The sequence below is a fragment of the Microbacterium pumilum genome, assembly GCF_039530225.1.
In the GTDB taxonomy this organism is placed as follows: Bacteria; Actinomycetota; Actinomycetes; order Actinomycetales; family Microbacteriaceae; genus Microbacterium; species Microbacterium pumilum.
Genome location: NZ_BAAAOH010000001.1, coordinates 846,734 through 872,898, shown reverse-complemented (window position 1 = coordinate 872,898; position 26,165 = coordinate 846,734). Strand labels below are relative to the sequence as shown.

Sequence of the window (26,165 nt, the reverse complement as noted above, 5' to 3'; positions counted from 1 at the left end):
CGCGGCGTGCGAAGAGCGCCGACCGTGTGGTCGACGCTCTTCGTTCCGCGGGTTCAGGCCTGGAGTACGCCGACCTTCGGAGCCGATGACTCCGGCGTCGACGCTCGACGCTCGCGGAAGCGTCCGACGGCGATGACGATCGCTCCGATCCCGACGAATCCGACCAGCATCACCGCGATGTAGGTGAGTGCGGATGGGTATCCGCCGGCTCCGTGCGGATCGAGGAAGGGATACGGGTACCACCACGTCGTCGCGCCCGAGGGATCGGGGGTGAGTTCGCCCCGCACCATCGTGTAGACAACCCAGAGCAGCGGATAGATGACGAACGTCGCCAGTGTCCACCACGGCAGTCCGCGTCGACGCGTTGCGAAGACCAGGTCGATGACCAGGTACAGCGGCAGCACGACGTGCAGCACCTCGGTCGCGTACGAGTCCATGAGGGCTATCCCGGGCGAGTCGCTCAGCGCAGCCCCCGAAGCAGGCCCGCGCAGGAGCACGTTGAACACGATCCCCAGCAGCAGCACCGGAGCGGTGACCAGCGCGAGCGCCAGTGCGATCCGGAACGGCTCACGCGCGGATCCGGGGTGATGGATCGACCACGCCGCGGCCACGGTCAACGCGACGACGGTGAGGAGCGTCGAGACGATCGTGAACATGCTGAAGTAGTTGGCGAGGACGAGTCCCAGATCCTGTCCCTGCCTCGTGGCGCGGTCGACGTTGACCACATACCCCGCCACTACCCCCGACAGCCCTACAGCTGCTGCTCCGAGCCGAATCCCTGACCAGTTCATTTCTTTCCCTTCCGGTCGAACTTCCTTGTTCGACGTTTGAGGCAGGTTTAGCGGTCTGCGTACATCACGTCGCGGAATGCTGTCGCCGAGGAAAGAGAAATGACCGGACAGGCGAGATGGGATTTGTGGATTACCTACAGCCTGTCCACCGATTGGGGGACGATATGCCACAAACGGCATGGTTTGGAACGCTCAAAGAATGGGAAAAGCACCTTTGATCAGGTAAAAAGAGCGCCGACCCGATGGGTCGGCGCTCTCCGATTCTGTGGAGCCTAGGAGATTCGAACTCCTGACATCCTGCTTGCAAAGCAGGCGCTCTACCAACTGAGCTAAGGCCCCGGGGCTTTGTGTTGTGGGGCTACCAGGACTTGAACCTGGGACCTCTTCATTATCAGTGAAGCGCTCTAACCGCCTGAGCTATAGCCCCGAATAGTTGCGGCGCGAGCGCCGTCAACCTCCAAGACTTTACCCGACACGGCCCGTTTTCACGAATCCGGATACGCCGCACACGCCTGGTGATGCTTGACTGAACCGTGACCGATACACCCCACCGCGGAGAAGCACACTCATCCGGAACCGGGCAGCGCCTGAATTGGCTGCGCGCGGGCGTGCTGGGGGCGAACGACGGCATCGTGTCGGTGGCGGCTCTCGTCGTGGGTGTGGCGAGTGCTACCGACGCACTTGCGCCGATCTTCACTGCGGGCATCGCCGGACTCGTGGGTGGAGCGATCTCGATGGCCCTCGGCGAGTACGTGTCGGTGAGCAGCCAACGCGACAGCGAACGAGCGCTGATCGCGAAGGAGCAGCGCGAGTTGCGCGACCTGCCCGACGAGGAGCTCGAAGAGCTGACCCAGCTGTACCGCGATCGTGGACTCACGGATGCCACTGCCAGGCAGGTCGCGGCAGAACTGACCGCTCACGACGCACTGTCCGCGCACCTCGAAGTCGAGCTCGGCATCGATCAGCACGACCTTGCCAACCCCTGGCACGCGGCGATCTCGTCGGCGATCTCATTCACCCTCGGAGCGCTGTTGCCGCTGATCGCCATCCTGCTGCCCCCTCCGGAGTGGCGGGTGCCGGTGACGTTCGTGGCTGTGCTGCTCGCGCTCGTCCTGACGGGAACGATCTCTGCCCAGCTGGGCGGCTCGAGCAAGGGGCGTGCGGTCATCCGGCTCGTCGTCGGCGGCGCGCTCGCGCTCGCAGCGACCTGGCTCATCGGATCGCTGCTCGGAACAACGGTGGTCTGATCAGGCCCTTCCACCCGGCGCGAATGTCGATCCGGGCCGGTCGGGTGATGCTCAGTTCGAGGTGAAGCCGACCAGGAGTCCGCCGGTCACCTTCACGGCGAGGTTGTAGATGCCCGCGATGACCGCGCCGAGCACGGTGATGACGACCAGGTTCAGGATGGCGACGATCGCCGAGAAGGCGAGCACCTGGGGGAGGCTCACGAACTGCGAGAGCACGAAGCTGCCGTCCGAGAAGCTGCCGAAGAAGTCGTCCGCCTTGGCGATGAGCCCGGTCGTGCTCACCACGAGATAGATCATGACGAACGACACCACGGTGACGATGGCGATCGCGATCGCGGCGAGGAACGACAGCTTCACAGCCGACCAGAAGTCGATGTAGACCAGGCGCAGCCGCACCTGCTTGGCGCTCGTCTTGTGGCTGGACTTCTTCGCGAGCTTGTCGGCTACGGTGCTCATGCGTCAGTACTCTCTTCGGGGATCGGGGAGGAGGTGTCGGGTGCTTCGACGGGCTCGGGAGCCACATCGACTTCGACCGCCTCGGCTGTCTCTGCCAGGCCTCGTTCGCCATTGCGCGCGATCGCGATGATGCGATCGTCGTCGTCAGCGCGGGCGAACACGACACCCATGGTGTCACGACCCTTGGCGGGGACCTCGGCCACGGCAGAGCGTACCACCTTGCCGCTGGACAGAACCACCAAGACCTCGTCGTCCTCGCTCACGATCAGCCCGCCGGCGAGATCACCGCGATCCTCGCTGAGGCGAGCCACTTTGATCCCCAGTCCACCGCGGGTCTGACCGCGGTACTGCGAGACACTGGTGCGCTTCGCGTACCCGCCCTCGGTCACCACGAACACGAATCCATCGTCCTGCGCGACCGATGCCGACAGCAGGCTGTCGGATGAACGGAACGACATCCCCTTCACGCCCTCTGTCGAGCGGCCCATCGGGCGCAGCGCGTCGTCCGTCGCGGTGAAGCGCAGCGACATCCCATGGCGGCTGATGAGAAGCACGTCGTCGCCCTCGTCGACGAGCAGGGCGCTGACGACCTCGTCGTCTTCGCGCAGCTTGATCGCGATGACGCCGCCCTGGCGATTGGTGTCGTACTCCGTCAGTCGGGTCTTCTTGACGAGACCGCTGCGGGTTGCGAGCACGAGATACGTCGCGACCGTGTAGTCGCGGATGTCGAGGATCTGGGCGATCTCCTCGTCGGGCAGAAGCGCGAGCAGGTTCGCGACGTGCTGGCCCTTGGCGTCGCGACCGGCCTCGGGAACCTCGTACGCCTTCGTGCGGTAGACGCGACCCTTCGTGGTGAAGAACAGCAGCCAATGGTGCGTCGTGGTGACGAAGAAGTGCTCGACCACGTCGTCGGCGCGCAACTGCGCACCCTTGACGCCTCTGCCCCCGCGGTGCTGCTGGCGGTAGTTGTCGCTGCGGGTGCGCTTGATGTAGCCGTCGCGCGTGACGGTGAGCACCATCTCCTCTTCGGGGATGAGGTCCTCATTCGTCATCCCGCCCTCGTAGCCGTACAGGATCTCGGTGCGCCGGTCGTCGCCGAAGCGCTCCACGATCGAGGTCAGCTCATCGCGGATGATCGACCGCTGCAGCGACTCGTCGGCCAGGATCGCCCTGAAGCCCGCGATCTGCGTCTCGAGCTCGGTGGCCTCATCCATGATCTTCTGGCGCTCGAGTGCGGCGAGGCGGCGCAGCTGCATCGCGAGGATCGCATCCGCCTGGATGTCGTCGATGTCGAGCAGACCCTTGAGGCCCTCTCGGGCATCCTCGACCGTCGGCGAGCGGCGGATCAGCGCGATCACTTCGTCGAGCGCGTCGAGCGCCTTGAGGTAGCCGCGCAGGATGTGCATGCGCTCTTCGGCCTTGCGCAGCCGGTAGCGCGTACGCCGGACGATGACCTCGATCTGGTGGTCGATCCAGTGCGTGATGAACCCGTCGAGCGGCAGGGTGCGGGGCACCCCGTCGACGATCGCGAGCATGTTCGCGCCGAAGTTCTCCTGCAGCTGGGTGTGCTTGTACAGGTTGTTCAGCACGACCTTGGCGACGGCATCCCGCTTCAGCACGATCACGAGGCGCTGGCCGGTGCGGTCCGACGTCTCATCACGGATGTCGGCGATGCCCGTGATCTTTCCCTCGCGCGCGAGGTCACTGATCTTGACGGCGACGTTGTCGGGGTTGACCTGGTACGGCAGCTCGGTGATGACGAGGCAGTTGCGGCCCTGGATCTCCTCGACATTCACCACGGCGCGCATCGTGATGGAGCCACGTCCGGTGCGATACGCCTCTTTGATGCCCCGGGTGCCGAGGATCTGGGCGCGCGTCGGGAAGTCGGGGCCGGGGATCCGCTCCATGAGAGCCTCGAGCAGCTCTTCGCGGGTCGCATCCGGATTCTCGAGCGACCACAGAGCGCCGGCCGAGACCTCGCGCAGGTTGTGGGGCGGGATGTTTGTGGCCATGCCGACCGCGATGCCGACCGAGCCGTTCACCAGCAGGTTCGGGAAGCGCGCCGGCAGGACGGTGGGCTCCTGCGTCTGGCCGTCGTAGTTGTCCTGGAAGTCGACAGTGTCTTCTTCGATGTCGCGCACCATCTCGAGCGCGAGCTGAGCCATCTTGGTCTCGGTGTAGCGCGGGGCGGCGGCGCCCTGGTTGCCGGGCGAGCCGAAGTTGCCCTGTCCCTGCGCCAGCGGATAGCGCAGGGACCACGGCTGAACGAGACGCACGAGGGCGTCATAGATCGGGGCATCGCCGTGCGGGTGGTAGTGCCCCATGACCTCACCGACGACGCGGGCGCACTTCGAGAACGACTTGTCGGGACGGAATCCGCCGTCGTACATGCCGTAGATCACCCGGCGGTGCACGGGCTTGAGTCCATCGCGCACGTCGGGCAGGGCACGACCGACGATCACGCTCATCGCATAGTCGAGATAGCTCCGCTGCATCTCGGACTGCAGGTCGACCTGGTCGATCTTGCCGTGGTCGTGCGCGGGCGTCAGTTCGGGGCGCTCGTCATCAGCCATGCGTGTGTCTCCGTGTCTGTGGTCTCATCTCGTTACTCGGCTCGGTCGTCGAGCGAGCGAAGCGAGGCGAAACGCATTGAGTTTGTCTAGATGTCGAGGAAGCGGACGTCTTTGGCGTTGCGCTGGATGAACCCGCGTCGCGATTCGACGTCTTCGCCCATCAGGATGGTGAATATCTCGTCGGCGGCCGCGGCATCCTCGATCGTCACCTGCTTCAGCGTGCGGGTCGCGCGGTCCATCGTGGTCTCCCACAGTTCCTTCGGGTTCATCTCGCCAAGACCCTTGTAGCGCTGGATGCCGTTGTCCTTCGGGATGCGCTTGCCGGAGGCGACGCCATCCGCCAGCAGCGCATCGCGCTCACGATCGCTGAACACGTACTCGTGCGGCGAGTTCGACCACTTGAGGCGATACAGCGGAGGCTGCGCGAGATAGACGAAGCCGGCTTCGATGAGGCCACGCATGTAGCGGAACAGCAGAGTCAGCAGCAGCGTCGTGATGTGCTGGCCGTCGACATCCGCATCCGCCATCAGAACGATCTTGTGATACCGCGCTTTGTCGATGTCGAAGTCTTCGCCGATGCCGGTGCCGAAGGCCTGGATCATCGCCTGAACCTCGCGGTTGCCCAGCGCACGATCGAGACGAGCGCGCTCGACGTTCAGGATCTTGCCGCGGAGCGCCAGGATCGCCTGCGTGTGCGGGTCGCGACCCTGCACGGCCGAGCCGCCTGCCGAGTCACCCTCGACGAGGAAGATCTCGCTGATCGAAGGGTCCTTGGACGTGCAGTCCTTGAGCTTGTCAGGCATCGCAGCCGATTCGAACACGCTCTTGCGCCGCGCGGTCTCGCGCGCCTTGCGGGCCGCCAACCGCGCGGTCGCCGCGTCGATCGCCTTGCGCACGACGTTCTTCGCCTGGATGGGATTGCGGTCGAACCAGTCGCCGAGCCGGTCGCCGACGACCTTCTGCACGAACGCCTTGGCCTCGGTGTTGCCCAGCTTGGTCTTTGTCTGACCCTCGAACTGCGGCTCGGAGAGCTTTATCGAGATGACGGCCGTGAGGCCCTCGCGGACGTCATCACCCGAAAGGTTCTCGTCCTTCTCCTTCAACAGGTTCTGCGCACGCGCGTACTTGTTGACCAGCGTGGTGAGCGCGGCACGGAAGCCCTCTTCGTGGGTGCCGCCCTCGTGCGTGTTGATCGTGTTCGCATAGGTGAACACGTTCTCGGTGTAGCTCGTGGTCCACTGCATCGCGACTTCGAGTGCGATCTTGCGGTCAGCGTCTTCGGATTCGAAGTCGATCACCTCGTCGTTGACGTGCTCCGCCTTGCGGACACGGTTGAGGTACTCGACGTAGTCGACGAGTCCGCGCTCGTACAGGAAACTGTCGTTGCGCTGCTGCAGGATGACCTGACCGGGCTCGGTCTCTTCCTCGTACGCCGCCGACGGCCGCTCATCCCGCAGATCGATGCGCAGTCCCTTGTTGAGGAATGCCATCTGCTGGAACCGTGTGCGCAGCGTCTCGTACTCGAAGTCGACGGTCTCGAAGATCGTCTGGTCGGGCCAGAACGTGATGGTGGTGCCGGTCTCTTCGCTGGGTTCGGCGCGTTCCAGCGGTGCCTGCGGCACTCCGCCGTCGGCGTAGGACTGCCGCCACACGTATCCCTGTCGTTTGACCTCGACCTCGAGGCGGCTCGAAAGCGCGTTGACGACCGAGGACCCGACGCCGTGGAGGCCGCCCGACACGGCGTAGCCGCCGCCGCCGAACTTGCCGCCGGCGTGCAGCACCGTGAGCACGACCTCGACCGTCGACTTGCCTTCGGTCTTGTGCGTGTCGACCGGGATGCCGCGGCCGTTGTCGACGCATCGGACGGCGCCGTCGGGCAGGATCGTCACGACGATCGTGTCGCAGTAGCCCGCCATCGCCTCGTCGACGGAGTTGTCGACGATCTCCTGCACAAGGTGGTGGAGTCCCCGCGGCCCGGTCGAGCCGATGTACATGCCGGGGCGCTTGCGGACGGCCTCGAGGCCCTCGAGCACTTGGATGTCATCTGCCCCGTAGCCGTTTTGGACCCTGTCAGCGGGTTGCGATCCGGGTTCCTTGGGAACGTTGTCGGGGTTCAGAGACGTCATAGGTTCCGAGCACTCCAGATCTGTCGGCGGGGACCTTCACAGTCTACCAAGTCCCACCCGCGCGCGAGGCCTCTACGCCCCTCTGACGCGCGGAAATGTGTTCGGACGATATCGGACGTGCCTCAGCCGTAGGTATCGCGCGGACCCCGCCCTGGAATCGTTCTGGGACCCCATTTCCAAGAGGGAACGTCCGGCCCGATGAAGCGGATCACCTGAACCCCCGCATCCGGAAACCTTCGGACGATCTCGGACAGGATGTGCGACCGCATCAGCTGGAGCTGCTTCGCCCACGCCGTCGAGTCGGATTGGACTGTTAGGGTGCCCTCCGAGAACGCCACCGGGCGAGTGTGCCGTGCCGTGTCTTCGCCGGCCACTTCCGACCAGGCGCTGACCACATCCTCGCGCGCGAGCTGGGTGTCCCAGCCGGCCTCCCGGGTGAGGTCGGCGAGCACGTCGGCGAAGCCGTGCGGGTCTCGTCCCGGTGTGAACGGCCCGTTCTCATCGTCTTCGTACCGCCGTCGGCGCTTGCGAAAGGCTCGAGCCGACGGCTCGAGCCCCCGCAGCCGCAGGTAGGTCGCGATGGTTTCGGGCACGCTGGTGTGTTCGACGGCATCGCCGGTGGTCGGATCGGGCGCGTGATCTTCGGGCTCAGGCATCCGCAGCCTCCAGAATCGTGCCGGCCTCGACACGCACCGTGCGGGCGCGCAGGGCCGTCGGCACGTCCTCTTCGACGGCAGCCGTGACGAGCACCTGCTCGTAGCCTGCCACGAGGTCGGCCAGCCGCGATCGGCGACCTGCGTCGAGCTCGGCGAAGACGTCGTCGAGGATCAGCACGGGATCGCCGAGCCGCGACTGTGCCCGGAGCAGCTCGGCGGAGGCGAGTCGCAGCGCCAGCGCGAAGGACCATGACTCACCGTGCGAGGCGTATCCCCGGACCGGCAATCCGCGAACACTCAGCACGAGGTCGTCGCGGTGCGGTCCGACGAGGGTCAGTCCGCGATCGAGCTCGGCGGTGCGGCGAACCGAGAGCGCCTGCCGGAAGAGATCCCGGATCGGTGTAGCTCCGGCGTCCGTCACCTCGTCGCCCCCATCCTCGCGGTCGGCGCCCCTCACCGAGAGCGCCCAGCCGATTTCGGGACTGTGGTCCGCGCCGGCGATCGCCGCATAGGCACCGGCGATCGGCGCTGCGAGGTCGGCGGCCAGCCGCGAACGTTCCTCGATGATCTCGGTGCCGAGGGCGACGAGCTTGTCATCCCAGACATCGAGTGTGGAGAGTGCGTCACCACGGATGCCGCGCACCTTCGCCGACTTGAGCAGGGCGTTTCGCTGCTTGAGCACGCGATCGTAGTCCGCGAGGACGCCGGCGAGGCGAGGTGCCTGCTGAACCAGGAGCTGGTCGGCGAACCGGCGTCGCCAGCTCGGATCACCCCGCACGATCTGCAGATCTTCGGGAGCGAAAAGCACGACCTGCGCGTGGCGGGGAAGCTCGCCCGGTTTGACGGGAGCTCCGTTCACACGCGCCTTGTTCGACCCCTGCCGATTGAGCTGGACTTCGAGCAGCACGCGACGGTCGCCGTGGGCGAGTCGAGCTCTGATGACGGCTGACTCCGCACCATCGCGCACCATCGGAGCGTCGGAAGACACGCGGTGCGAGCCGAGAGTTGCGAGATAGGCGATCGCCTCGGCGAGATTCGTCTTTCCCTGTCCATTGCGCCCGACGAAGACGTTCGGACCAGTGCCGAGCGCGACATCGGCGACCGCATAGTTGCGGAAGTCGACGAGACTCAGCTGCTCCACGATCACGGGGTCAACCCTAGTCAGCGCTCCCGACCCCGGGCCCGCGGTCGACGGACCTTAGCTGGTCGATGGTCCCGGGCGCTTCGACAAGCTCAGCGACCTATGTGATCACATCGCGCAGCGGCCGCACCATGCAACTTCGACAAGCCCAGCGATCGGCGCCCGACTCAGCGCAACAGGAGGTTGGGCTGCAGAAGGTACTTGAACGACTCGGTGCCGGACTTGTCGACCGAGGTCTGGGGGGTGATCAAGACCGGGCTCAGCTTGTTGGCGTTGTCACTTGAAGTGAATGTGATGCGGGCGAACTCGCTGCGAACGGCGCCGAGCGACTCCAGCAGGTACTGGGGGTTGAGCCCGAGCGTGACGTCGTCGCCCACGAGATGGGCATCAACGGACTCCGAAGCGCGCGCCTGTTCGGTGCCCGAGGCGTCCATCGAGACGCTGTCGGTCGTGAATGTGAAACGCAGCGGCGCCGAACGGTCGAGCACGAGCGAGACGCGGCGCACGGCTTCGGTCAGCTCCGCAGTGTTGACGACCGCGTGGTGCTCGGTCTGATCGGGGAAGAGGCGGCGCACGGGCGGGAAGTTGCCCTTGATCAGCAGCGAGGTCACGGTCTTGTTGCCGGCCGTGAAGGCGATGATCTCGCGGTCACCCGAACCGGAGAAGGCGATCGAGATGTCGCCGCCGTGCGCGAATGTCTTTCCGACCTCGGTCAGAGTCCGTGCGGGGACGAGCGCGGTGGTCGGTTCGTCGCTCGAGGTCGACCCGCCATCCCAGGGGATCTCGCGCAGCGCCACGCGGTAGCGGTCCGTGGCGACCAGGCTGAGACTTGTGCCCGTCACCTCGAGCTGCACGCCGGTCAGCACAGGGGTGACATCGTCGCGCGACGCGGCGAATGCCACCTGGGCGATGGCGGTTGCGAAGTCCTCGCCCGGAACCAGGCCCGAGTCGCCGGAGACCTCGGGAATCGCCGGGTACTCCTGCACCGGCATCGAGGCCAGGGTGAAGCGTGCGGAACCGCAGCTCAGCACGATGCCGCCGTCCTCATCGACTTCGACCTGGATCGGCGCATTCGGCAGCCGGCTGGCGATCTCGGAAAGGAGTCGGCCGTGGACGAGGATCGTGCCCGGCTCATCGACGGTCGCATCGATGGTGGTGCGCGCGGATGCCTCGTAGTCGAACGCTGCCAGAGACAGGCCGGCGTCGGATGCCTCGATCAGTACACCGGCAAGGATCGGCTGAGGGTTTCGCTGCGGCAGGAGCTTGACGACGAACGACACGGCTTCGCTGAACACATCGCGATTGACGTGAAACTTCACTGACGCTCCCTTGACATCTGGCTGGGCCTTCTCATGCTAGTGCCCGCCCCGGCCGATGCTAGTGCCGAGTGCGCCGGGCATGCGGCATCCGGTTCGTTCACCGCAAAGGTGATCGGATGTCCTCTTCATCAATCTCTCTCTGTGATGGTGTTAACCCCTGTGCAAACTGTGGATAACTCGAGCTCGGCCAAGGGGGACACGATAACTACAACCGTGTGAGTTGTGGAGCGGCTGCGGAACGTGTGTCGGAACTCATGTCGGGATCTGGAGCATGGTGCCCCGTCATCCACAGGCCGAGGGTGCCGGGCGCACAGGGTTTCCGCAGGGGTCCAGAGTTATCCACAGGTTTTCCACACTGTGAAGAACCGCGATTTTGGCCCTGTCGACGACGAGTGTCAAGGACTTCTTGCGGCATATTTCGCCGAGGGTCGCGTCAGCGCCCGTTGCGGCCGAGTTGGGCGGTGATCTCCGACACCTGGTTGTAGATCGAGCGACGTTCCTTCATGAGATCGCTGATCTTCTTGTAGGCGTACATGACGGTGGTGTGGTCCCGATTGCCGAAAAGCTGCCCGATCTTGGGAAGCGAGAGGCTCGTGCGCTCACGACAGAGGTACATCGCGATCTGACGAGCCGTCGCGACCGATTGCGACCGGCTGGAACCGTACAGATCGTCGACGGTGAGCTTGAAGTAATGCGCGGTGGCCGAGATGATGTCGGTCGGCGAGATGATGTTGGCGTCATCCTGGTCGACGATGTCGCGTAGAACGGTCTGGGCGAGTGACATGTCGAGTGTGGAACGGTTCAGGCTCGCGAATGCCGAGACGCGAATGAGTGCACCTTCGAGCTCGCGGATGTTGGACGACACGACGGTGGCGATGTATTCGAGCACCTCATCGGGGATGTGGAGGCGCTCGCTCTGCGCCTTCTTGCGGAGGATCGCGATGCGTGTCTCGAGGTCGGGCGCCTGCACGTCGGTGATGAGGCCCCACTCGAAGCGGCTGCGCATCCGGTCTTCGAAGCCGGTGAGGTGCTTGGGCGGCACATCGCTGGTGATCACGACCTGCTTGTCGTGATCGTGGAGCGTGTTGAAAGTGTGGAAGAACGCTTCCTGGGTCTCGGCTCGTCCCTGCAGGAACTGGATGTCGTCGATGAGAAGGATGTCGACATCCCGGTACCGCGCTTGGAAAGCCGAGCCGCGGTTGTTGGCGATGGAGTTGATGAAATCGTTGGTGAACTCTTCGCTCGAGACGTATCGCACGCGGATGCCGGAGTAGAGGCTCATGGCGTAGTCGCCGATGGCGTGCAGCAGGTGGGTCTTTCCGAGTCCGGAGTCGCCGTAGATGAAGAGCGGGTTGTACGCCTTCGCCGGCGCTTCGGCGACTGCGACGGCGGCAGCGTGCGCGAAGCGGTTCGACTGACCGATGACGAAGTTGTCGAACGTGTACTTCGGGTTGAGCCGCGTATCGCTGCGCGAGTTTCCGGATGGCGCCGGCGCGGCCTCTTGCAGCTGTGGGCGCGCCATGGGCGTCGGGGCCTGAGTCTGCGCAGTGGACTGGACCGGAATCGGCGCCGTCAGGTGCGGGTCGGCGAGATCGGGATTCACCACGACACGGAACGTCGTCGCGCTCGTCTGCGGCTCCTGATCGACCCTGGCCAGGGCCTCCATGATCGGCGTGCGCATGCGCTTGGTGAACTGCGCAGCGGTGAGATCGTTCGGCACATCGAGGTAGAGCGTGCCGCCCATGACGCCCTGCGGCACGGCGAGGTTGAGGAATCCCTGGAGCTGCGGCGTGACGCGATCGTCATCCGTGAGCTCGTCGAGCACCGACGACCAGACAGGAACATCTGGAACTTCGTGCGGTGACATGGCCCCCCCGGGTATTGATGAGTCCGTTGGCTGCCGCGGGGTCTTCACGCCGAACCTGTGGATAACTGCGGGAGCCACGCTAGTCAGCGGGGGTCCCGGGAGCAAACTCCACTGTAAGACCGCCCCGCGTGTCTTTGCCAGGCCCATGCGTGAGTTTCGAGATAATGGACGACTCGCTGCGCTCGGTTTGAGTTCTCAGCCGACACGGCGTAACCTAAATCGGTTGACTTATGCCCTCGAGGCAGTCTCTTTGTACGAGCGTCCCCGGTCTGAGCGTCCCGGTGACCCCTGATCCGGAAGCGATTCCCCAATGACCAAGCGCACCTTCCAGCCCAACAACCGTCGCCGCGCCAAGAAGCACGGTTTCCGTCTTCGCATGCGCACCCGCGCCGGCCGTGGCATCCTCTCGGCTCGCCGCGCCAAGGGGCGCACCGAGCTGTCGGCCTGACCCCCGACCGGTGCTGGCGAGGCCGAACCGACTCACCCGCGGAGCGGAGTACAAGGCTGTCGTCCGTCGGGGGCGTCGCTGTGCCGCGACCCACACGGTGACCTACGTGAATTCTTCCGCAGCCGAGACGACGCCGCGCTTCGGTTTCATCGTGAGCCGCCAGGTCGGCTCCGCGGTGGTCCGCAACACCGTCCGTCGCCGCCTCAAGGCCGTGTGCGCAGAGTCGCTTCCCGCCGTCGCCCCCGGCAACGACATCGTCATTCGCGCGCTTCCCGGCGCTGCGACCGCCTCGTTCGCCGACCTTCGCGCCGAAGTGAATCGCTGCCTCAGTCGGAGGGCGGCATGAGCGTTCTGCCGGCCTACGCACTCGGCGATGCGCATTTCGACGCCGCAGACGGTTTCCGCGCGGTGCCACTGCTCCCCCGCAACGTCGTTCTCGCGCTGCTTCACGGCTACCGTGCGACGATCTCCCATACTTATGGCGACGTCTGCAAGTACTATCCGTCCTGTTCCGCGTATGCCGTCGGCGCGGTCCAGCAGCACGGGGCGCTGAAAGGCGCCGCCCTGACCGCAGCGCGGCTCGCACGCTGTCACCCTTGGGCGGAAGGTGGCGTCGATGACGTTCCCGCTCACCCTCACTTCCAGCACGGATTGACCCGTCACGGGTTCGTGGTGCCTGCTTCCACCCGAAAGGACTGATCCAACACATGGATCTCTTGCTCGCCGCCTCCACAACCCCGGCCGCCTCGGGCGGCGGTTTCGACTTGATCGGAACGATCCTCTGGCCGCTGAAGTGGCTGGTCGAACTCGTCCTCGTGGCGTGGCACGCCCTGTTCACGGCCATCGGCCTGCCTCCGGACGACGGCATCACCTGGGTCCTCGCCATCATCGGCCTTGTGCTCGTCGTTCGGTCGGCCATGATCCCGCTGTTCGTGAAGCAGATCAAGAGCCAGCGAAAGATGATGGAAATCGCCCCTGAACTGCGAAAAGTTCAGGAGAAGTACAAAGGCAAGCGTGATCAGCTCTCTCGGGAGGCGATGAGTCGCGAGACCATGGCGCTCTACAAGAAGCACGGCACGACGCCGGTGTCGAGCTGTCTCCCGCTCCTGGTTCAGATGCCGATCTTCTTCGCGCTGTTCAGCGTGCTCAACGGTGTTCAGACGATCAAAACCGATCCCAATCACACGGGTGTCGGCCCGCTGACAAACGAGCTCATGACGGAGTTCTACAACGCGAAGCTGTTCGGTGTCGCATCCCTCCACGACTCCCTCATCGGTGCGTGGGAGGCGCAGGCTCCCGGCTGGCAAGTCACAGTCGGCATCCTGCTCGTGCTGGTCGTCCTGATGATCGCGTCGCAGTTCTTCACGCAGCTGCAGATCATCTCGAAGAACCTCTCCCCCGAGGCCAAGACCGGCCAGGCGTACCAGATGCAGAAGGTCATGCTGTACGTTCTGCCCTTCGCCTTCGTGTTCTCGGGTGTCTTCTTCCCGCTCGGTGTCGTCATCTACTGGTTCGTCTCGAACCTCTGGACGATGGGACAGCAGTTCCTCGTCATCCGCGAAATGCCGACCCCCGGCTCAGATGCCGCGAAGGCTCGCGAAGAGCGGCTCGCACGCAAAGGCAAGGCGATCGACTCGTCGGGCAAGGTCGTCCCCCTGGAGAAGTACCTGGCGGAGCAGCAGCGTCTGTTCGACGAGGCTGAGAAGGCAAGGGCCGCGGCACCGAAGCGCCAGCAGCCGGTCGGCAAGCAGCGAGCCAAGAAGCAGACTCAGCAGGGTCAGAAGCAGCCCCCGAAGCCGGCGGATTCAGCCGGCGGCGCCGCAGGCGCGACATCCTGACCGCAGCTTTCTCACTCGCTCTCCGCATTGATCCCGAGGAAAACATGACCAGCAACCCTGACTTCGCGCCCGTCGACGAGGCCCCCGTGGAGCGTGCCGCGGTCGCCGTCGAGCCGGCCAGCGCCACGGTCGAGCAGCTCGAGCAGGAAGGCGACGTCGCCGCCGACTTCCTCGAGGGGCTGCTCGACATCGCCGACATCGATGGCGATCTCGCGCTCGATGTGCGGTCCGGACGCGCCTATGTCTCCGTCGAGGCTCCGGAGGGTGGATCGGTCGCCCTCATCGCCGATCCCGACACGGTTCAGGCCCTGCAGGAGCTGACGCGCATCGCGGTGCAGAACCGCACCGGGCGCTTCTCACGTTTGATCCTGGATGTGGGCGGCTCCCGCAACACTCGTCAGCGCGAGCTCGCGACACTCGTCGACCGTGCGATCGTGCGTCTTGAAGAGGGTGCGTCGCAGGCTTCGCTGCCCGCGATGTCGAGCTATGAGCGCAAGCTGGTTCACGACATCGTGTCGGAGCGCGGCTTCGTGTCGGAGTCATACGGAGAAGGCGCCGACCGTCACACCGTCATCAGCCGCGGCTGACGTGTGTTTCACGTGAAACATCGATGAACGATATCGAGCCCGAACCGCCTGAGGCGCAGCAGATCTTCGGCGATCGGATCGAACTCGCTCGTCGTTTCACCGCAGCGCTTGCCAAGCACGGCGAGACTCGAGGACTGATCGGTCCACTCGAGCCTCCCCGGCTTTGGACGCGACACGTGCTGAACAGCGCCGTGATCGCCCCGCTCTTCAGTGGGCGGGTCGGAGACATCGGGTCGGGCGCCGGTCTTCCCGGACTCGTGCTCGCGATCGCGCGCCCCGACGTGGAGTGGGTGCTCGTCGAGCCCATGGAGCGCCGGGTCGCATGGCTGAACGAGCAGACCGAGGCGCTCGGGCTCGACAACGTGACGGTCGTGAGGGCGCGCGCGGAGGACTGGCGCGAAGGTTCGACCCTGGATGCAGTCACCGCGCGCGCCGTGAGTGCCCTTCGGACCCTCGTGCCCATCACGGCGCCCCTGGTGAGGGATGGCGGGGAGCTCATCCTGCTGAAGGGCGCGAGCGCCGCGGACGAGATCGTGGCGGCCGAGAAGCAACTCCGGAAGTTCCGTGTGACGAACGCCCGTGTCGAAGTCGTGGGCGAGGGCGTGCTCGCCGAGCCGTCAAGGGTGATTCGAGCCACGGTCCGCTGATCCCCCGCCGATCGAGTAGCCCGCGAAGCGTGCGTATCCAGATCCAGTGTTCGATCCTCCCCGAGCGAGTGGCTATGCGGCGTTCCCACACTCACACCCGACGGGAGATTCCGTGCCATCCAGCCACACAACAACGGGCCGATGGCATACATATGCATTCTCGAGTTTCTGATCGGTCCCTCTACATCGGCGGTACGCGCGATCTCGAGCACCGACTCACTCAGCACAACGAGGGCGAAGGAGCGCTGTACACCCGCACACGCCTGCCGGGCGGCTGCTGAACTTCGAGGTGTTCGACCGCATCGAAGACGCGTACCGCCGCGAGAAGCAGCTCGAAAAGTTGCCGGTGCTGAGTGAGAAGAAGAGGAAGCCCGTGCGTTCTCCGGGTGAACCGGTCGAGTAGCCCACAAAGCGGGCGTGTCGAGATCCAACGCCGTCGTGACAGTGGGTCTCGATGGATCGGCCTCGCCGTCTGCTCGACCGACGGATAGGTCACGTTCCCAAGAGATGTTTCACGTGAAACCGTGGGTCTCGATAGAGCGGCTTCGCCGCCTACTCGACCGCCGGGTAACGCTCGCTCCCACCGAGATGTTTCACGTGAAACGACTTGTCTCGATACGACGGTTTCGCCGCCTCCTCGAGCGACCGGCGGGTGTCAGCGTACTCGACCCACGGAATCCGCCCCCACGCAGGCGGTGGGGAGGGGTGGGCTGCGACGGCGGGATAGAGTGGAGGGCGTTGTTCAGCCGCTCGCGAAAGGGAGAGTGTTTCACGTGAAACAGCCCGACGAGACGGAAGCAGCAGCATCCTTCTCGTTCGACGACACCCCTCTCGCTCGCGAACTCGCGGACCTCTCTGCGCGACGTCGGGCGCTTGAGAAGGCCGAGGTCCAACTCTCGGGCCGTACCCGCGTCCTCACCGTCTCGAACCAGAAGGGGGGCGTCGGCAAGACGACCACCGCCGTGAATCTCGCTGCGAGCCTGGCCTCGGTAGGTGCTCGCGTCCTGGTGATCGACCTCGACCCCCAAGGAAACGCATCCACGGCTCTCGGCATCCCCCACACGGCCGAGATTCCCAGCGTCTACGACGTTCTCATCGATGAGTTCCCGCTCGCTGACATCGTGCAGACGAGCCCTGAGTCGCCGAACCTGCTGTGCGCGCCGAGCACGATCCATCTCGCCGGCGCTGAGATCGAACTCGTCTCCCAGGTAGCTCGCGAGCATCGGCTGCGCACCGCGCTCGATGAGTATCTCGCGAATGTCGACGAGCGGATCGACTACGTCCTGATCGACTGCCCGCCGTCACTGGGCCTGCTCACGATCAACGCGTTCACGGCCGCGAGCGAGCTGCTCATCCCCATTCAGTGCGAGTACTACGCGCTCGAAGGACTCAGCCAGCTGCTCGGCACGGTGCGGATGATCCAGAAGCACCTCAACCCGAAGCTCCGGCTGTCCACGATCCTGCTCACGATGTACGACGGTCGCACACGACTGGCGCAACAGGTGGCCGAAGAGGTGCGCACCCATTTTCCGAACGAGGTGCTCAAGACCGTCGTTCCACGGTCGGTTCGGGTGTCCGAGGCCCCGAGTTTCGGTCAGACGGTCATTGCCTACGATGGGCACTCAGCGGGCGCGGTCGCGTATCGCGAGGCTGCGGTCGAGATCATCCGCCGCGACGGCGCCAAGTCCGGCAACGCAGCATCAGCCGGTGCTCCAAACGCACCCCACAGCACGTCGAACATTGAAGGAGGATCCTGATGGCCAAGCGCACAGGCCTGGGCCGGGGGATCGGGGCACTCATCCCTACAAGCGAGGCGACCGAGGAGCGGCCATCGGACGTGTTCTTCCCACGCGCCGCTCCGGCTGAGCCGGAAGGATCCGAGGACGGCGAGCGCGAGCCGACCGAGGAGCTCATCGCGGTGCCCGGTGCGCGGCTCGCGAACATCGATCCACGGCTCATCGTGCCGAATCCACGACAGCCGCGCACACACTTCGACGCCGACGACCTGGCCGAGCTCGTCCACAGTGTGCGCGAGTTCGGCGTGCTGCAGCCCGTCGTCGTCCGAGCGACGGACGACGGCACCTACGAGCTCATCATGGGAGAGCGTCGCACCCGAGCCGCGCGCGAGGCGGGCCTCGACTCCATACCCGCGGTCATCCGTGACACCGCCGACGAGCACCTGCTGCGCGACGCACTGCTGGAGAACCTGCACCGGTCCGAGCTGAACCCGCTCGAGGAGGCGTCCGCCTACCAGCAGCTTCTCGAGGACTTCGGCATCACCCAGGAGGAGCTCGCTGGTCGCATCGGCCGCTCCCGTCCTCAGATCAGCAACACCATCCGGCTGCTCAAGCTGCCGATGCCTGTCCAGCAGAGGGTGGCGGCCGGCGTCCTCAGCGCCGGACATGCGCGCGCCATCCTGTCGCTCGGGGACGACCCCGAGGCGATGCAGCGCCTCGCCGACAAGATCGTCAACGAGGACCTCTCGGTGCGCGCCGCGGAAGCGGCGTCGAAAGCACCGGATGCCGCGCGCCAACGACCCTCGAAGCCGCAGGCCGGCGCGCGCCGGGCACACCTCGACGAGGTGGCCGACCGCCTCGGTGACCGGCTCAACACTCGGGTGAGGGTGTCACTTACGGCCAGAAAAGGCCAGATCATCGTAGATTTCGCCAGCATCCAGGATCTGAACCGCATCCTTGATGAGATCGGCGTAAACGGCTACGGCGCGGGGTAGGACTCACCAACGAGCGACGCGGCTCGGCGTCGAAGAACGATCTCCTCGGCCTCGTTTCCGGGCAGGTCTGCGGCAGCGAGGAATGCCGCGGCCGCGGCATCCGATTCCCCGAGTCTTTCGAGAAGTTCCGCGCGCACCGCGTGCAGGGGCCGGAACTGAGCAAGTTCGGCACGGACCGCGTCGACCTCCACCAGCGCCTCGCCGGGTCCCCGTGCCATCGAGACGGCGACGGCGCGGTTGAGACGCACGACCGCCGATGGCGCAAGACGTTCCAGCGCGTCGTACAACAGCACGATCCGCTCCCAGTCGGTGTCATCGAACGACGGCGCGATCGCGTGGCACTCCGCGATGGCCGCCTGGAGGCCGTAATACCCGAGACCGCGGGCGTCGGCATCCGCCCGTTCGAGAGCCTGTCGACCACGCCCGATCGCGGACCGATCCCAGCGCCTGCGATCCTGCTCCCCGAGAGTCAGGGGCAGGCCATCGCGATCGACACGGGCGGCGAAGCGCGACGACTGGAACTCCATCAGGGCGATGAGCGCCTGCACCTCGGGCTCCGACGGCATGAGCGCCGACAATTGACGCGCGAGCCGCACTGCCTCGCGCGCGACGTCCGGGCGTACCGGGCGATCGCCGCCGGCTGCGGAGTATCCCTCGGTGAACAGCAGGTAGATCACCTGCAGCACGCTCGCGAGGCGTGCCGGCCGCTCCGTCCGATCCGGCACCTCGAACGGCACGTGCGCGTCGGCGAGCGAACGTTTCGCGCGCACGATCCGCTGCTGCACGGTGGGCACCGTCATGAGCAGCGCCCGCGCGATCGCCTCCGTCGTGAGTCCCGCCACGGTGCGCAGGGTGAGCGCGAGGCGAGCTTGAGCGGGAATGATCGGGTGGCACGCGATGAACACGAGTCGAAGGACGTCGTCGTCGATCCGGTCCGGGTCGCCGAGCTCGGGCACCGAGTCCTGCTTCTCGGCCATGATCGTCTCGACGCCGAGCAGCGGCTCGCGCGCGGCCAGCCTCTCCCGCCGCCGCCAGCCGTCGATCGCACGCCGTTTCGCGACCGAGAGCAGCCATGCACCCGGATTGTCAGGGATGCCGGCGCGCGGCCACCCCGCCAGGGCCTCGAGCAGCGCCTCTTGAGCGAGATCCTCGGCCCAGGAGAAGTCACCGGTATGGCGCGTCAGCGCCGATACGATGCGGGCCGACTCACCACGCCAGACCGCCTCGACCGCCCGCCGGGCGTGGTCATCGCCGTCGCCGTCGCTCATGATGCCAGCGTAGGGGTGCCGCAGAGCACCAGGTCTGGCAGTCGTCGTACGCTGGATGGGTGCCGAAAGACGATCAGCCCCTGCGCCGCAGAGCCAGTCTCGAACTCCTCCGCGCCGAGGCCGCGGACGAACTGTCCGTCGTCGTCGACGAGCGCTTGCGCGACGGCGAGGACCCGTGGGAGTTCATGGAGGACCTTCCGTCGGTCGACGAACTCGTCGTCCTGACACTCCGGGCCGAGAACATCGCGGAGAACGGCGGCGCGAGGCCGAATGCCGCTCGGAACTATCGCGTGCTGCGCCAGATAGCGCTCGAATACCCACCGCTCACGAGGGCCGTCTGGCGTCTGCTCGGAGACACCGGCGCGCACCGCCGCTGGGATGCGTCGGTCCGCATCGACGCGTGACGTCACGTGTTGGCTGCGCGCCACTCCTGCGCCTTGACGAGCCAGTCATTGTCGGCCGGCAGGTCGACCTCGTCCAGCTCGCCGATCGGTCGCACCTCGAGCGCGACGCCGGGCCCGAGCGGGCACTTGCGGGCCCATAGCTCCGCCTCCTCACGATCCGCCACCTCCAGCATCCAGAAGCCCGTGAACACCTCCCGCGCCTCGGCGTAAGGTCCGTCCGTGACGACGGGTGGCGTCGACGAGAAGTCCACGCGGAATCCCTCGCTCGCGTCGGTGAGGCCCTCCGCCGAGAGGAAGACCCCCGCCTTCTGCAGCTCCTCGTTGTAGGCGCCCATCGTTGCGACGACTTCCTCGAGGTCGAGATCCTCCGCTGCGCGAGCCGCCGCCTCCGGCTCGACCTGCATGAGCATCATGTAGCGCATATCGTGTTCCTTCCGTCGTCGAGCCTGGGCTCGTGGGGGCCCCTTCGGCCCTCTCATCAGGTGCGTCGAACGAGAGTGGTCTGGATCGACATCCTCGCCCAAGAAGTTCGAAAGATCTATGGATGCCGCATGCGGTATACAACAGAAAACCGCCACCATCTGGGATTCATATCCCTGATGGTGGCGGTCGCCGATCTGCAGATACTAGGCGAGGTACGCTTCGAGATCCCTTTCGAGCGCGAACTTCGGCTTGGCACCGATGATCGTCGTCTCGACCTCGCCGCCCTGGAACACCTTCATGGCGGGGATGGAGGTGATCTGATACTTCATCGCCAGGTCGGGGTGCTCGTCGACGTTGAGCTTGAGGATCGTGATCTTGCCGGGGTTCTCGGTCTGGATCTGATCGAGGATCGGGGAGACCATGCGGCACGGGCCGCACCACTCAGCCCAGAAGTCGACGAGAACGGGACCATCGGCCTGCAGCACGTCCTCGTTCCAGGTGGCGGATGTCGTCGCCTTTGCAGTCATATCTTTCACTCCTTCTTGGGGAAGTCTTCGCAGTGGTTCGAACGCCGCAGGCGTCCGGATTGTTCCGGGGTCAGATCGTGCGCTGAGAACCGCAGGTCAGGCGGCGTCAGCGCCGGCCAGGTTCTCGATCTGATCGGCCCGTGCGTCAGGCGCGCCCGCTTCGCCGAGCGCGGCGAGGAAGTGCTCGACATCGAGGGCCGCCACCGTCCCGCTGCCGGCCGCGGTGACGGCCTGACGGTAGGTCGGATCGATGACGTCACCGGCGGCGAACACCCCCGCGACCGATGTGCGCGACGAGCGCCCATCGACCCAGACCGTGCCCTCGGGGGTCAGTTCGAGCTTGTCGTGAATGAGGTGGGTGCGGGGGTCGTTGCCGATGGCGACGAAGACGCCGTCGAGCGGGAGGTCGCGGCGTGTGCCGTCGATCACGGACTCGAGCACGACACCGGTCACCGTCTCATCACCGAGCACGTCGACGACCTCACTGTTCCAGATGAACTCGATCTTCTCGTTCGCGAATGCGCGCTCCTGCATGATCTTGGACGCACGCAGCTCGTCGCGACGGTGGATGACGTACACCTTCGAGGCGAACTTCGTGAGGAAGGTGGCCTCCTCCATCGCGGAGTCGCCCCCGCCGACGACGGCGATCACACGCTCGCGGAAGAAGAAGCCGTCGCAGGTGGCGCAGTAAGACACGCCTCGACCCGAGAGCCGCTCCTCGCCTTCGATTCCGATCTTTCGGTAGGCGGAGCCCGTCGCGTAGATGATCGAGCTCGCTTCGTGCACCGCACCGCTGCCGAGGACGACCTTCTTCACCGGGCCGTCGAGCTCGAGCGAGACGACGTCGTCGTACAGGACCTCGGCACCGAACCGCTCGGCCTGCTCCTGCATCTTGGTCATGAGGTCAGGGCCCTGCACGCCGTCCGGGAAGCCGGGGAAGTTCTCGACGTCGGTCGTCGTCATGAGGTCGCCGCCGGCTTCGACCGAGCTCGCCACGACGAGCGGTTCGAGGTTGGCGCGAGCGGCGTAGATCGCCGCGGTATAGCCGGCAGGACCTGATCCGATGATGATGACGTGACGCACTGCGCCCCCTTCGAGATATGCCGATGCTTCGGCGCTCAGTGGTTCAACACATGCTAACCGCGCGGCATTCCACCGGAGCTGGACTGACGCTGTGTGACCTCATCAGGACCGACCAGGCAGCATCTTCCTCGCGATCGCGAGCGCCGGCGCCAGTTCGGGAGCGCGCAGCAGAGCCAGCGCGCCGACGTAGACGAGGAGCACCACGGTCCCGATGATGGCGGCGCCGAGTGCGCCGAGGAGCTTGTCCGACACTGTCCAGCCCTCGACTCCGCCGAGGAGCACGAAGGTCGCCCATCCGGCGCCGGCTGCGGGTACAGCGGCAAGGGCGAACCGGCCGAGCGACAGCATCCATGACCCGACGCGAAGTCCGCCGAGGCGTCGCTGCAGCAGCCAGGTGGCCACAATCACCTGCACGACGCTCGCGATCGACTGGCCGAGCGCGACCCCTGCCGCGAGCAGATGCACCGGAAGTGTCGACGCGGCGATGAGCGCGGTCGCGACGACGAGCACACACTGCAGGAGCGTGAAGAGGAAGGGCACGCGAGTGTCGTCGTAGGCGTAGAACGTGCGCTGCACGACGAACAGCACCGCGAGCGGAACGAGGCTCACGAGGAAGCAGAGGAGCACCTGCGCCGCGGCGATCGCCTCGTCGGTGCTGTCGGTGAAGATGCGCGCCGCCGGAACGGCGGCCACGGCGAGCGCCGCTGCCGCGACCACGACGAACAGGCCGAGGGTCCGGATGCTGCGCCCGATGTCGCCGCGTACGTCATCGTCCCGTCCCGCCGCCGCGTGCTCGCTCAGCTGGGTGAAGTAAGGGGTGCCGATCGACAGCACGATGATCGAGTAGGGCAGCATGAACAGCAGCCAGGCGCTCTGCGACACGAGGATGCCGGCATCCCCGTCGGGGATGCCCGACAGCACCCGTGACTGGACCAGTCCGGCGAGCTGCCCGGCCACGACCATCAGGAACGTCCAGCCGGCGAGCCGCCCGATCTGCCCGAGACCGACTCCTCGCCAGACGAAGTCCGGGCGCACGTGAAGTCCCGTCCGGCGCCAGAAGAGCAGCAGGATGCCGGCCTGCACGACGATGCCGAGGGTCGCGGTGCCGGCGATCAGCGCGACCATCTCCGGCGTCCATTCGGTGGTGGACCCGCCCGGGCCGAACAGCCAGATGAAGATCACGAAACCGGCGATCGACACGATGTTGTTGACGATGGGCGCCCACGTGAACGGGCCGAAGACGCGGCGGGCGTTCAGGGATTCGCCGACGAGCGCATAGAGACCGTAGAAGAAGATCTGCGGGAGGCACCAGTATGCGAACGAGGTGGCGAGCGCCTGCTGGTCTGGTTCGAAGTTCGGGGCATACAGCTGCACGAGCCACGGCGCCACCAGCATGGCGAGGGCGGTGGTCACGAGCAGCACCACGGTGCCGAGCGTGAAGAGCTTGGACACGAATGCCCGCCCACCATCGTCGTGGGTTGCCGCCTTGACGATCTGCGGCACGACGACGGCGCTCAACAGCCCCGTCGAGATGATGGCGTAGATGTTGTTCGGCAGCTGGTTGGCCATCGCGAACGCGTTGCCCGCCTCGGTCGTGGCACCGACGGCGGTGACCAGGACGACCGCGCGCAGGAAACCGCTGAGCCGCGAGACGATCGTGCCGGCGCCGATGAGCACGCTCGCCCGTCCAATGCCGCTCACGTGCGGACCCCGGAGTCGTCGTCGGTGGCCGAGATGGCAGGGTCCGGCTCTTCTCGTGCCTGCGGCTCGTCCGGTGCGCCTGCGGCGTCCGCGGTTTCGGCCGCCACCGTCCCTGCCGCCACCGTCCCTGCCGCCGCCGCCCGCCGCCGGTTCCGCACGCGCAGCACCGTGCGGCCGATGCCCAGGACGAGCAGGGCTCCGACGACGACCGAGAGCGCGATGACGCCGACTCCCTCCCACTCGGCGCGCACGTTCACATCGACGAACGCGCCGTTGCCGATGGCGACACTCGCGCGACTGCGCAGCTGGAGGGCGAGTGTGACCTCGCCGTTGCCGACGCGCGCCTGAACGGGCACTTCGACGCGCGTGTTGCTCGACGCCCCCGCGACGACCGGGGTTGCCCGCTGAACGTCCAGACGCAGACTGTCGGGGGTCGCGTACAGGATGAGGTTGACGGGGTAGGGAAGGTCGTTGCGCACCCAGAAGCCGAGGTCGGCTCCGGACCCGAACAGGTTGACCGTGCTGGTGGGCAGCAGATCGACCGAGTTCAGCGTCACGGTGGTGGCCGCGCGATGGGCGGTGACCGCGGCAGACCACGCGACAGGATCGGGGATCCATGCGACAGCGAGCAGTTGCAGGATTCTCGCCCGCTCGGGTCCGGTCAACAGGCTCGAGTCGTCGAGGATCGTTGCGAAGCGCGACAGTTCCGTCTCTTCTGAGAAGAGAGCGGATGCCGCCGCCACACGGGAGGCGTCGATGTCGGCATCCGCGACCTGGATGTCGATCGGGTCGGCTGCCGCCAGCCGGCCGAGGGTCACCGGCGCGGCGCCCGGTGCCTCCGTAGCGGTGGTGATCGCGCTGCGGAGGCCCACTCGAGACCGGGCAGTGTCGCGGTCGAGTGTGACGAGCAGCGGCGCGGTGCCCCGCAGGTCAGACGCCGCGAAGGCGAGATACGCCGTCGCCTCGGTCAGCGCTGCGCCCCGGAGCGCCGCCTCGTCGACGACGGAGGCCTGCTGCAGCGCGGTCGACACGTCGGTGTCATAGACCAGGACCTCGCCGCCGCCTTCGCTCTGGCCATGCGCCGGGACCGTGGCACCTGCCGCTCCCTGGGCCGTGGTGATAGACGGGATGACGGTGAGCGACGTCTGGCCCTCCATGGTGAGGTCACCAAGGGTCGCGACGGTGTCGGGTCCGGCCGCACCGGCTGTGGGCCAGAAGACGCCGGCCCGGCCTCCGCCGATGTCGAGGAGGCTCTCGAGGTCGGGGTAGACCGGAGCGTCGGGGTCGGCGTCCGCCGTCTGCGTCGGCGTCGGCGTGGGCGTCGGAGTCGGCTCAGGAGTCGGCGTCGGTGAGTCGACCGGGATGAAGTCATCCGGGCTCATGTATGCGGAGAGGGATGTCGGCTGCATCGGGCGGGAGAGTCCCGCCTTGATCTGGACGGCGACATCCGCGTCTCCGAATTGCAGTGCGAACCGCGATTGCGGAAGAGCGTCGAACCGCTCGAGCCACTCGAGGGCGGACTCGGGCGCCGATGTGCCCAGCACGCGGATCGCCGCAGGAATCGCGGGGTCCACCGCCAGGATGACGGACGTGCCTTCGACCGCGTTCAGCTCGCTCGTGAGCGAGCCGGTCGGGGCCGTGAGCTCGGTCAGCTCGGCTGCCGTGAGGAGACCGCCGGCGATGGCGTCTGCCGTGATCGGCACGATGACCCCGATCTGGGTCGGCGCGGCGGCAGGGTCGGGCACGACCATCACGCTCGTCGAGGTGACGACGCCGTCCGGCCCGTCGTACGACGCAGCCAGTGGGTAGACGCCCGGGGCTCGGTTCTGCATCGCCGGATCGTCTCCGTCGACTCCGATGCCTTCGGTCCGTTCTCCGCCGGCCGGGATCGACCCGATCGCGGCCGTGCCGACCTGCTGTGCGGCGATTCCGCCGGTCCGACCGGCGAGCCAGGCGGCGAGGGCGGCGCGGTCCGGCAAGGGCGAAGATCCGAGGCGCAGCGTCACCTCGACGGGCGCGGTCAGGGAGCTGGTGCCGTTCTGCAGGGTGACCGACACGCTGAGCGGATCGCCGGGCTGGACGATCCCGCTTCCGACGGGCGACAGGGTGAACTTCGTCGTGCCCGCCGGGATGTCGGGGGTCGGTGTGGGCGTAGGCGTCGGGGTGGTCGTCGAGGCGCCGGCCGGCGCGGTGCCGCCGGGTACGACGCCGATAACGGGCAGCAGCGCGATCACGGCGGCACCGAAGGCCACGACGGCACGCGCGCGCAGCGTGCGCCGAACGGCGCGCGCTCGCGGGGGGGTCACGGTCATGCTGTGGTTCGCTCCTGTGC

General features: G+C 66.3%; 25 protein-coding genes and 2 tRNA genes. 11 read left to right on the top strand and 16 right to left on the bottom strand.

Annotation, left to right across the window (positions count from 1 at the left end):
* Positions 1-53: 53 nt before the first annotated feature.
* From ABD188_RS03985 to ABD188_RS03975, 3 genes are all read right to left on the bottom strand, one after another.
* Entirely contained in the window at positions 54-791 is a 738-nt protein-coding gene (locus ABD188_RS03985) for a Pr6Pr family membrane protein (protein ID WP_344058738.1), read from the bottom strand.
* 266 nt (positions 792-1,057) lie between these two features.
* A tRNA-Ala gene (locus ABD188_RS03980) sits at positions 1,058-1,130 on the bottom strand.
* A gap of 14 nt (positions 1,131-1,144) precedes the next feature.
* Positions 1,145-1,218: transfer RNA gene (locus ABD188_RS03975), tRNA-Ile, on the bottom strand.
* Between the two features lie 106 nt (positions 1,219-1,324).
* Here ABD188_RS03975 and ABD188_RS03970 point away from each other — a divergent pair.
* Positions 1,325-2,038, top strand: a complete 714-nt coding sequence (locus ABD188_RS03970; RefSeq protein WP_344058736.1) for a VIT1/CCC1 transporter family protein — start codon at positions 1,325-1,327, stop codon at positions 2,036-2,038.
* Positions 2,039-2,089: 51 nt separating this feature from the next.
* Here ABD188_RS03970 and ABD188_RS03965 read toward each other — a convergent pair whose 3' ends face one another.
* The 7 genes from ABD188_RS03965 to dnaA all read right to left on the bottom strand — a co-directional run bounded on the left by ABD188_RS03965 (position 2,090) and on the right by dnaA (position 12,176).
* On the bottom strand, positions 2,090-2,494 hold the full coding sequence (locus ABD188_RS03965) for a DUF3566 domain-containing protein (RefSeq protein WP_344058734.1): 405 nt from the start codon (positions 2,492-2,494) through the stop codon (positions 2,090-2,092).
* On the bottom strand, positions 2,491-5,067 hold the full coding sequence (gyrA, locus tag ABD188_RS03960) for a DNA gyrase subunit A (protein ID WP_344058732.1): 2,577 nt from the start codon (positions 5,065-5,067) through the stop codon (positions 2,491-2,493). The genes ABD188_RS03965 and gyrA overlap by 4 nt, the downstream gene beginning before the upstream one ends.
* Before the next feature lie 86 nt (positions 5,068-5,153).
* Positions 5,154-7,193, bottom strand: a complete 2,040-nt coding sequence (gene gyrB / locus ABD188_RS03955; protein WP_344058730.1) for a DNA topoisomerase (ATP-hydrolyzing) subunit B — start codon at positions 7,191-7,193, stop codon at positions 5,154-5,156.
* Positions 7,194-7,315: 122 nt separating this feature from the next.
* Positions 7,316-7,849, bottom strand: a complete 534-nt coding sequence (locus ABD188_RS03950) for a DciA family protein (protein WP_344058728.1) — start codon at positions 7,847-7,849, stop codon at positions 7,316-7,318.
* Positions 7,842-8,996, bottom strand: a complete 1,155-nt coding sequence (gene recF, locus ABD188_RS03945) for a DNA replication/repair protein RecF (RefSeq protein WP_344058726.1) — start codon at positions 8,994-8,996, stop codon at positions 7,842-7,844. Before recF ends, ABD188_RS03950 begins: the two co-directional genes overlap by 8 nt.
* Before the next feature lie 161 nt (positions 8,997-9,157).
* Complete coding sequence (gene dnaN, locus ABD188_RS03940) at positions 9,158-10,309, bottom strand: DNA polymerase III subunit beta (RefSeq protein WP_344058724.1); 1,152 nt, start codon at positions 10,307-10,309, stop codon at positions 9,158-9,160.
* 433 nt (positions 10,310-10,742) lie between these two features.
* A complete protein-coding gene (dnaA, locus tag ABD188_RS03935) occupies positions 10,743-12,176 on the bottom strand; it encodes a chromosomal replication initiator protein DnaA (RefSeq protein WP_344058722.1) in 1,434 nt (477 codons plus the stop codon).
* 310 nt (positions 12,177-12,486) lie between these two features.
* Between dnaA and rpmH the strand changes: the two genes are divergently transcribed.
* The 9 genes from rpmH to ABD188_RS03895 all read left to right on the top strand — a co-directional run bounded on the left by rpmH (position 12,487) and on the right by ABD188_RS03895 (position 18,427).
* Positions 12,487-12,624 (top strand): 50S ribosomal protein L34, encoded by a 138-nt coding sequence (gene rpmH, locus ABD188_RS03930; RefSeq protein ID WP_344058720.1) that lies wholly within the window; start codon positions 12,487-12,489, stop codon positions 12,622-12,624.
* Complete coding sequence (gene rnpA / locus ABD188_RS03925) at positions 12,572-12,970, top strand: ribonuclease P protein component (RefSeq protein ID WP_344058718.1); 399 nt, start codon at positions 12,572-12,574, stop codon at positions 12,968-12,970. Before rpmH ends, rnpA begins: the two co-directional genes overlap by 53 nt.
* A complete protein-coding gene (gene yidD, locus ABD188_RS03920) occupies positions 12,967-13,323 on the top strand; it encodes a membrane protein insertion efficiency factor YidD (RefSeq protein WP_344058716.1) in 357 nt (118 codons plus the stop codon). Before rnpA ends, yidD begins: the two co-directional genes overlap by 4 nt.
* A gap of 8 nt (positions 13,324-13,331) precedes the next feature.
* Positions 13,332-14,462 carry a membrane protein insertase YidC gene (yidC, locus tag ABD188_RS03915; protein WP_344058714.1) on the top strand — a complete coding sequence of 377 codons (1,131 nt, stop codon included), beginning with the start codon at positions 13,332-13,334 and terminating at the stop codon, positions 14,460-14,462.
* 44 nt (positions 14,463-14,506) lie between these two features.
* On the top strand, positions 14,507-15,049 hold the full coding sequence (locus ABD188_RS03910; protein WP_344058712.1) for a Jag family protein: 543 nt from the start codon (positions 14,507-14,509) through the stop codon (positions 15,047-15,049).
* Positions 15,050-15,072: 23 nt separating this feature from the next.
* Positions 15,073-15,696 (top strand): 16S rRNA (guanine(527)-N(7))-methyltransferase RsmG, encoded by a 624-nt coding sequence (gene rsmG / locus ABD188_RS03905; protein ID WP_344058710.1) that lies wholly within the window; start codon positions 15,073-15,075, stop codon positions 15,694-15,696.
* A 74-nt stretch (positions 15,697-15,770) separates the two neighbouring features.
* Positions 15,771-15,977 (top strand): GIY-YIG nuclease family protein, encoded by a 207-nt coding sequence (locus ABD188_RS20185; RefSeq protein ID WP_425561363.1) that lies wholly within the window; start codon positions 15,771-15,773, stop codon positions 15,975-15,977.
* Positions 15,978-16,469: 492 nt separating this feature from the next.
* On the top strand, positions 16,470-17,453 hold the full coding sequence (locus ABD188_RS03900) for a ParA family protein (RefSeq protein ID WP_344058708.1): 984 nt from the start codon (positions 16,470-16,472) through the stop codon (positions 17,451-17,453).
* Positions 17,453-18,427: a ParB/RepB/Spo0J family partition protein gene (locus ABD188_RS03895; RefSeq protein ID WP_344058706.1), complete on the top strand. Its 975-nt coding sequence runs from the start codon at positions 17,453-17,455 to the stop codon at positions 18,425-18,427. Before ABD188_RS03900 ends, ABD188_RS03895 begins: the two co-directional genes overlap by 1 nt.
* Here ABD188_RS03895 and ABD188_RS03890 read toward each other — a convergent pair.
* A complete protein-coding gene (locus tag ABD188_RS03890; protein WP_344058704.1) occupies positions 18,412-19,695 on the bottom strand; it encodes an RNA polymerase sigma factor in 1,284 nt (427 codons plus the stop codon). The genes ABD188_RS03895 and ABD188_RS03890 overlap by 16 nt on opposite strands.
* 59 nt (positions 19,696-19,754) lie before the next feature.
* On the opposite strand from ABD188_RS03890, the gene ABD188_RS03885 reads away from it, so the two are divergent.
* Entirely contained in the window at positions 19,755-20,099 is a 345-nt protein-coding gene (locus tag ABD188_RS03885; protein WP_344058702.1) for a tryptophan synthase subunit alpha, read from the top strand.
* 2 nt (positions 20,100-20,101) lie between these two features.
* Here the strand turns inward: ABD188_RS03885 and ABD188_RS03880 are convergent, their stop codons facing one another.
* The 5 genes from ABD188_RS03880 to ABD188_RS03860 all read right to left on the bottom strand — a co-directional run bounded on the left by ABD188_RS03880 (position 20,102) and on the right by ABD188_RS03860 (position 26,145).
* The gene (locus tag ABD188_RS03880; RefSeq protein WP_344058700.1) at positions 20,102-20,521 is read right to left on the bottom strand and encodes a YciI family protein; all 420 of its coding nucleotides are present in this window, start codon (positions 20,519-20,521) and stop codon (positions 20,102-20,104) included.
* 204 nt (positions 20,522-20,725) lie between these two features.
* Positions 20,726-21,049, bottom strand: coding sequence for a thioredoxin (trxA, locus tag ABD188_RS03875; RefSeq protein ID WP_344058698.1), 324 nt, complete (start codon positions 21,047-21,049; stop codon positions 20,726-20,728).
* Between the two features lie 96 nt (positions 21,050-21,145).
* Positions 21,146-22,132 (bottom strand): thioredoxin-disulfide reductase, encoded by a 987-nt coding sequence (trxB, locus tag ABD188_RS03870; RefSeq protein ID WP_344058696.1) that lies wholly within the window; start codon positions 22,130-22,132, stop codon positions 21,146-21,148.
* A 102-nt stretch (positions 22,133-22,234) separates the two neighbouring features.
* On the bottom strand, positions 22,235-23,833 hold the full coding sequence (murJ, locus tag ABD188_RS03865) for a murein biosynthesis integral membrane protein MurJ (protein WP_344058694.1): 1,599 nt from the start codon (positions 23,831-23,833) through the stop codon (positions 22,235-22,237).
* On the bottom strand, positions 23,830-26,145 hold the full coding sequence (locus tag ABD188_RS03860) for a DUF6049 family protein (protein WP_344058692.1): 2,316 nt from the start codon (positions 26,143-26,145) through the stop codon (positions 23,830-23,832). Before ABD188_RS03860 ends, murJ begins: the two co-directional genes overlap by 4 nt.
* Positions 26,146-26,165: the final 20 nt, after the last annotated feature.

Excerpts from the sequence above, each read along its gene's own strand:
- ABD188_RS03985 (WP_344058738.1), bottom strand. The coding sequence starts at position 791 with ATGAACTGGTCAGGGATTCGGCTCGGAGCAGCAGCTGTAGGGCTGTCG.
- ABD188_RS03965 (WP_344058734.1), bottom strand. The coding sequence starts at position 2,494 with ATGAGCACCGTAGCCGACAAGCTCGCGAAGAAGTCCAGCCACAAGACG.
- gyrA (WP_344058732.1), bottom strand. The coding sequence starts at position 5,067 with ATGGCTGATGACGAGCGCCCCGAACTGACGCCCGCGCACGACCACGGC.
- gyrB (WP_344058730.1), bottom strand. The coding sequence starts at position 7,193 with ATGACGTCTCTGAACCCCGACAACGTTCCCAAGGAACCCGGATCGCAA.
- ABD188_RS03950 (WP_344058728.1), bottom strand. The coding sequence starts at position 7,849 with ATGCCTGAGCCCGAAGATCACGCGCCCGATCCGACCACCGGCGATGCC.
- dnaA (WP_344058722.1), bottom strand. The coding sequence starts at position 12,176 with ATGTCACCGCACGAAGTTCCAGATGTTCCTGTCTGGTCGTCGGTGCTC.
- rpmH (WP_344058720.1), top strand. The coding sequence starts at position 12,487 with ATGACCAAGCGCACCTTCCAGCCCAACAACCGTCGCCGCGCCAAGAAG.
- yidD (WP_344058716.1), top strand. The coding sequence starts at position 12,967 with ATGAGCGTTCTGCCGGCCTACGCACTCGGCGATGCGCATTTCGACGCC.
- yidC (WP_344058714.1), top strand. The coding sequence starts at position 13,332 with ATGGATCTCTTGCTCGCCGCCTCCACAACCCCGGCCGCCTCGGGCGGC.
- ABD188_RS03910 (WP_344058712.1), top strand. The coding sequence starts at position 14,507 with ATGACCAGCAACCCTGACTTCGCGCCCGTCGACGAGGCCCCCGTGGAG.
- rsmG (WP_344058710.1), top strand. The coding sequence starts at position 15,073 with ATGAACGATATCGAGCCCGAACCGCCTGAGGCGCAGCAGATCTTCGGC.
- ABD188_RS20185 (WP_425561363.1), top strand. The coding sequence starts at position 15,771 with ATGCGGCGTTCCCACACTCACACCCGACGGGAGATTCCGTGCCATCCA.
- ABD188_RS03895 (WP_344058706.1), top strand. The coding sequence starts at position 17,453 with ATGGCCAAGCGCACAGGCCTGGGCCGGGGGATCGGGGCACTCATCCCT.
- ABD188_RS03890 (WP_344058704.1), bottom strand. The coding sequence starts at position 19,695 with ATGAGCGACGGCGACGGCGATGACCACGCCCGGCGGGCGGTCGAGGCG.
- ABD188_RS03880 (WP_344058700.1), bottom strand. The coding sequence starts at position 20,521 with ATGCGCTACATGATGCTCATGCAGGTCGAGCCGGAGGCGGCGGCTCGC.
- trxA (WP_344058698.1), bottom strand. The coding sequence starts at position 21,049 with ATGACTGCAAAGGCGACGACATCCGCCACCTGGAACGAGGACGTGCTG.
- ABD188_RS03860 (WP_344058692.1), bottom strand. The coding sequence starts at position 26,145 with ATGACCGTGACCCCCCCGCGAGCGCGCGCCGTTCGGCGCACGCTGCGC.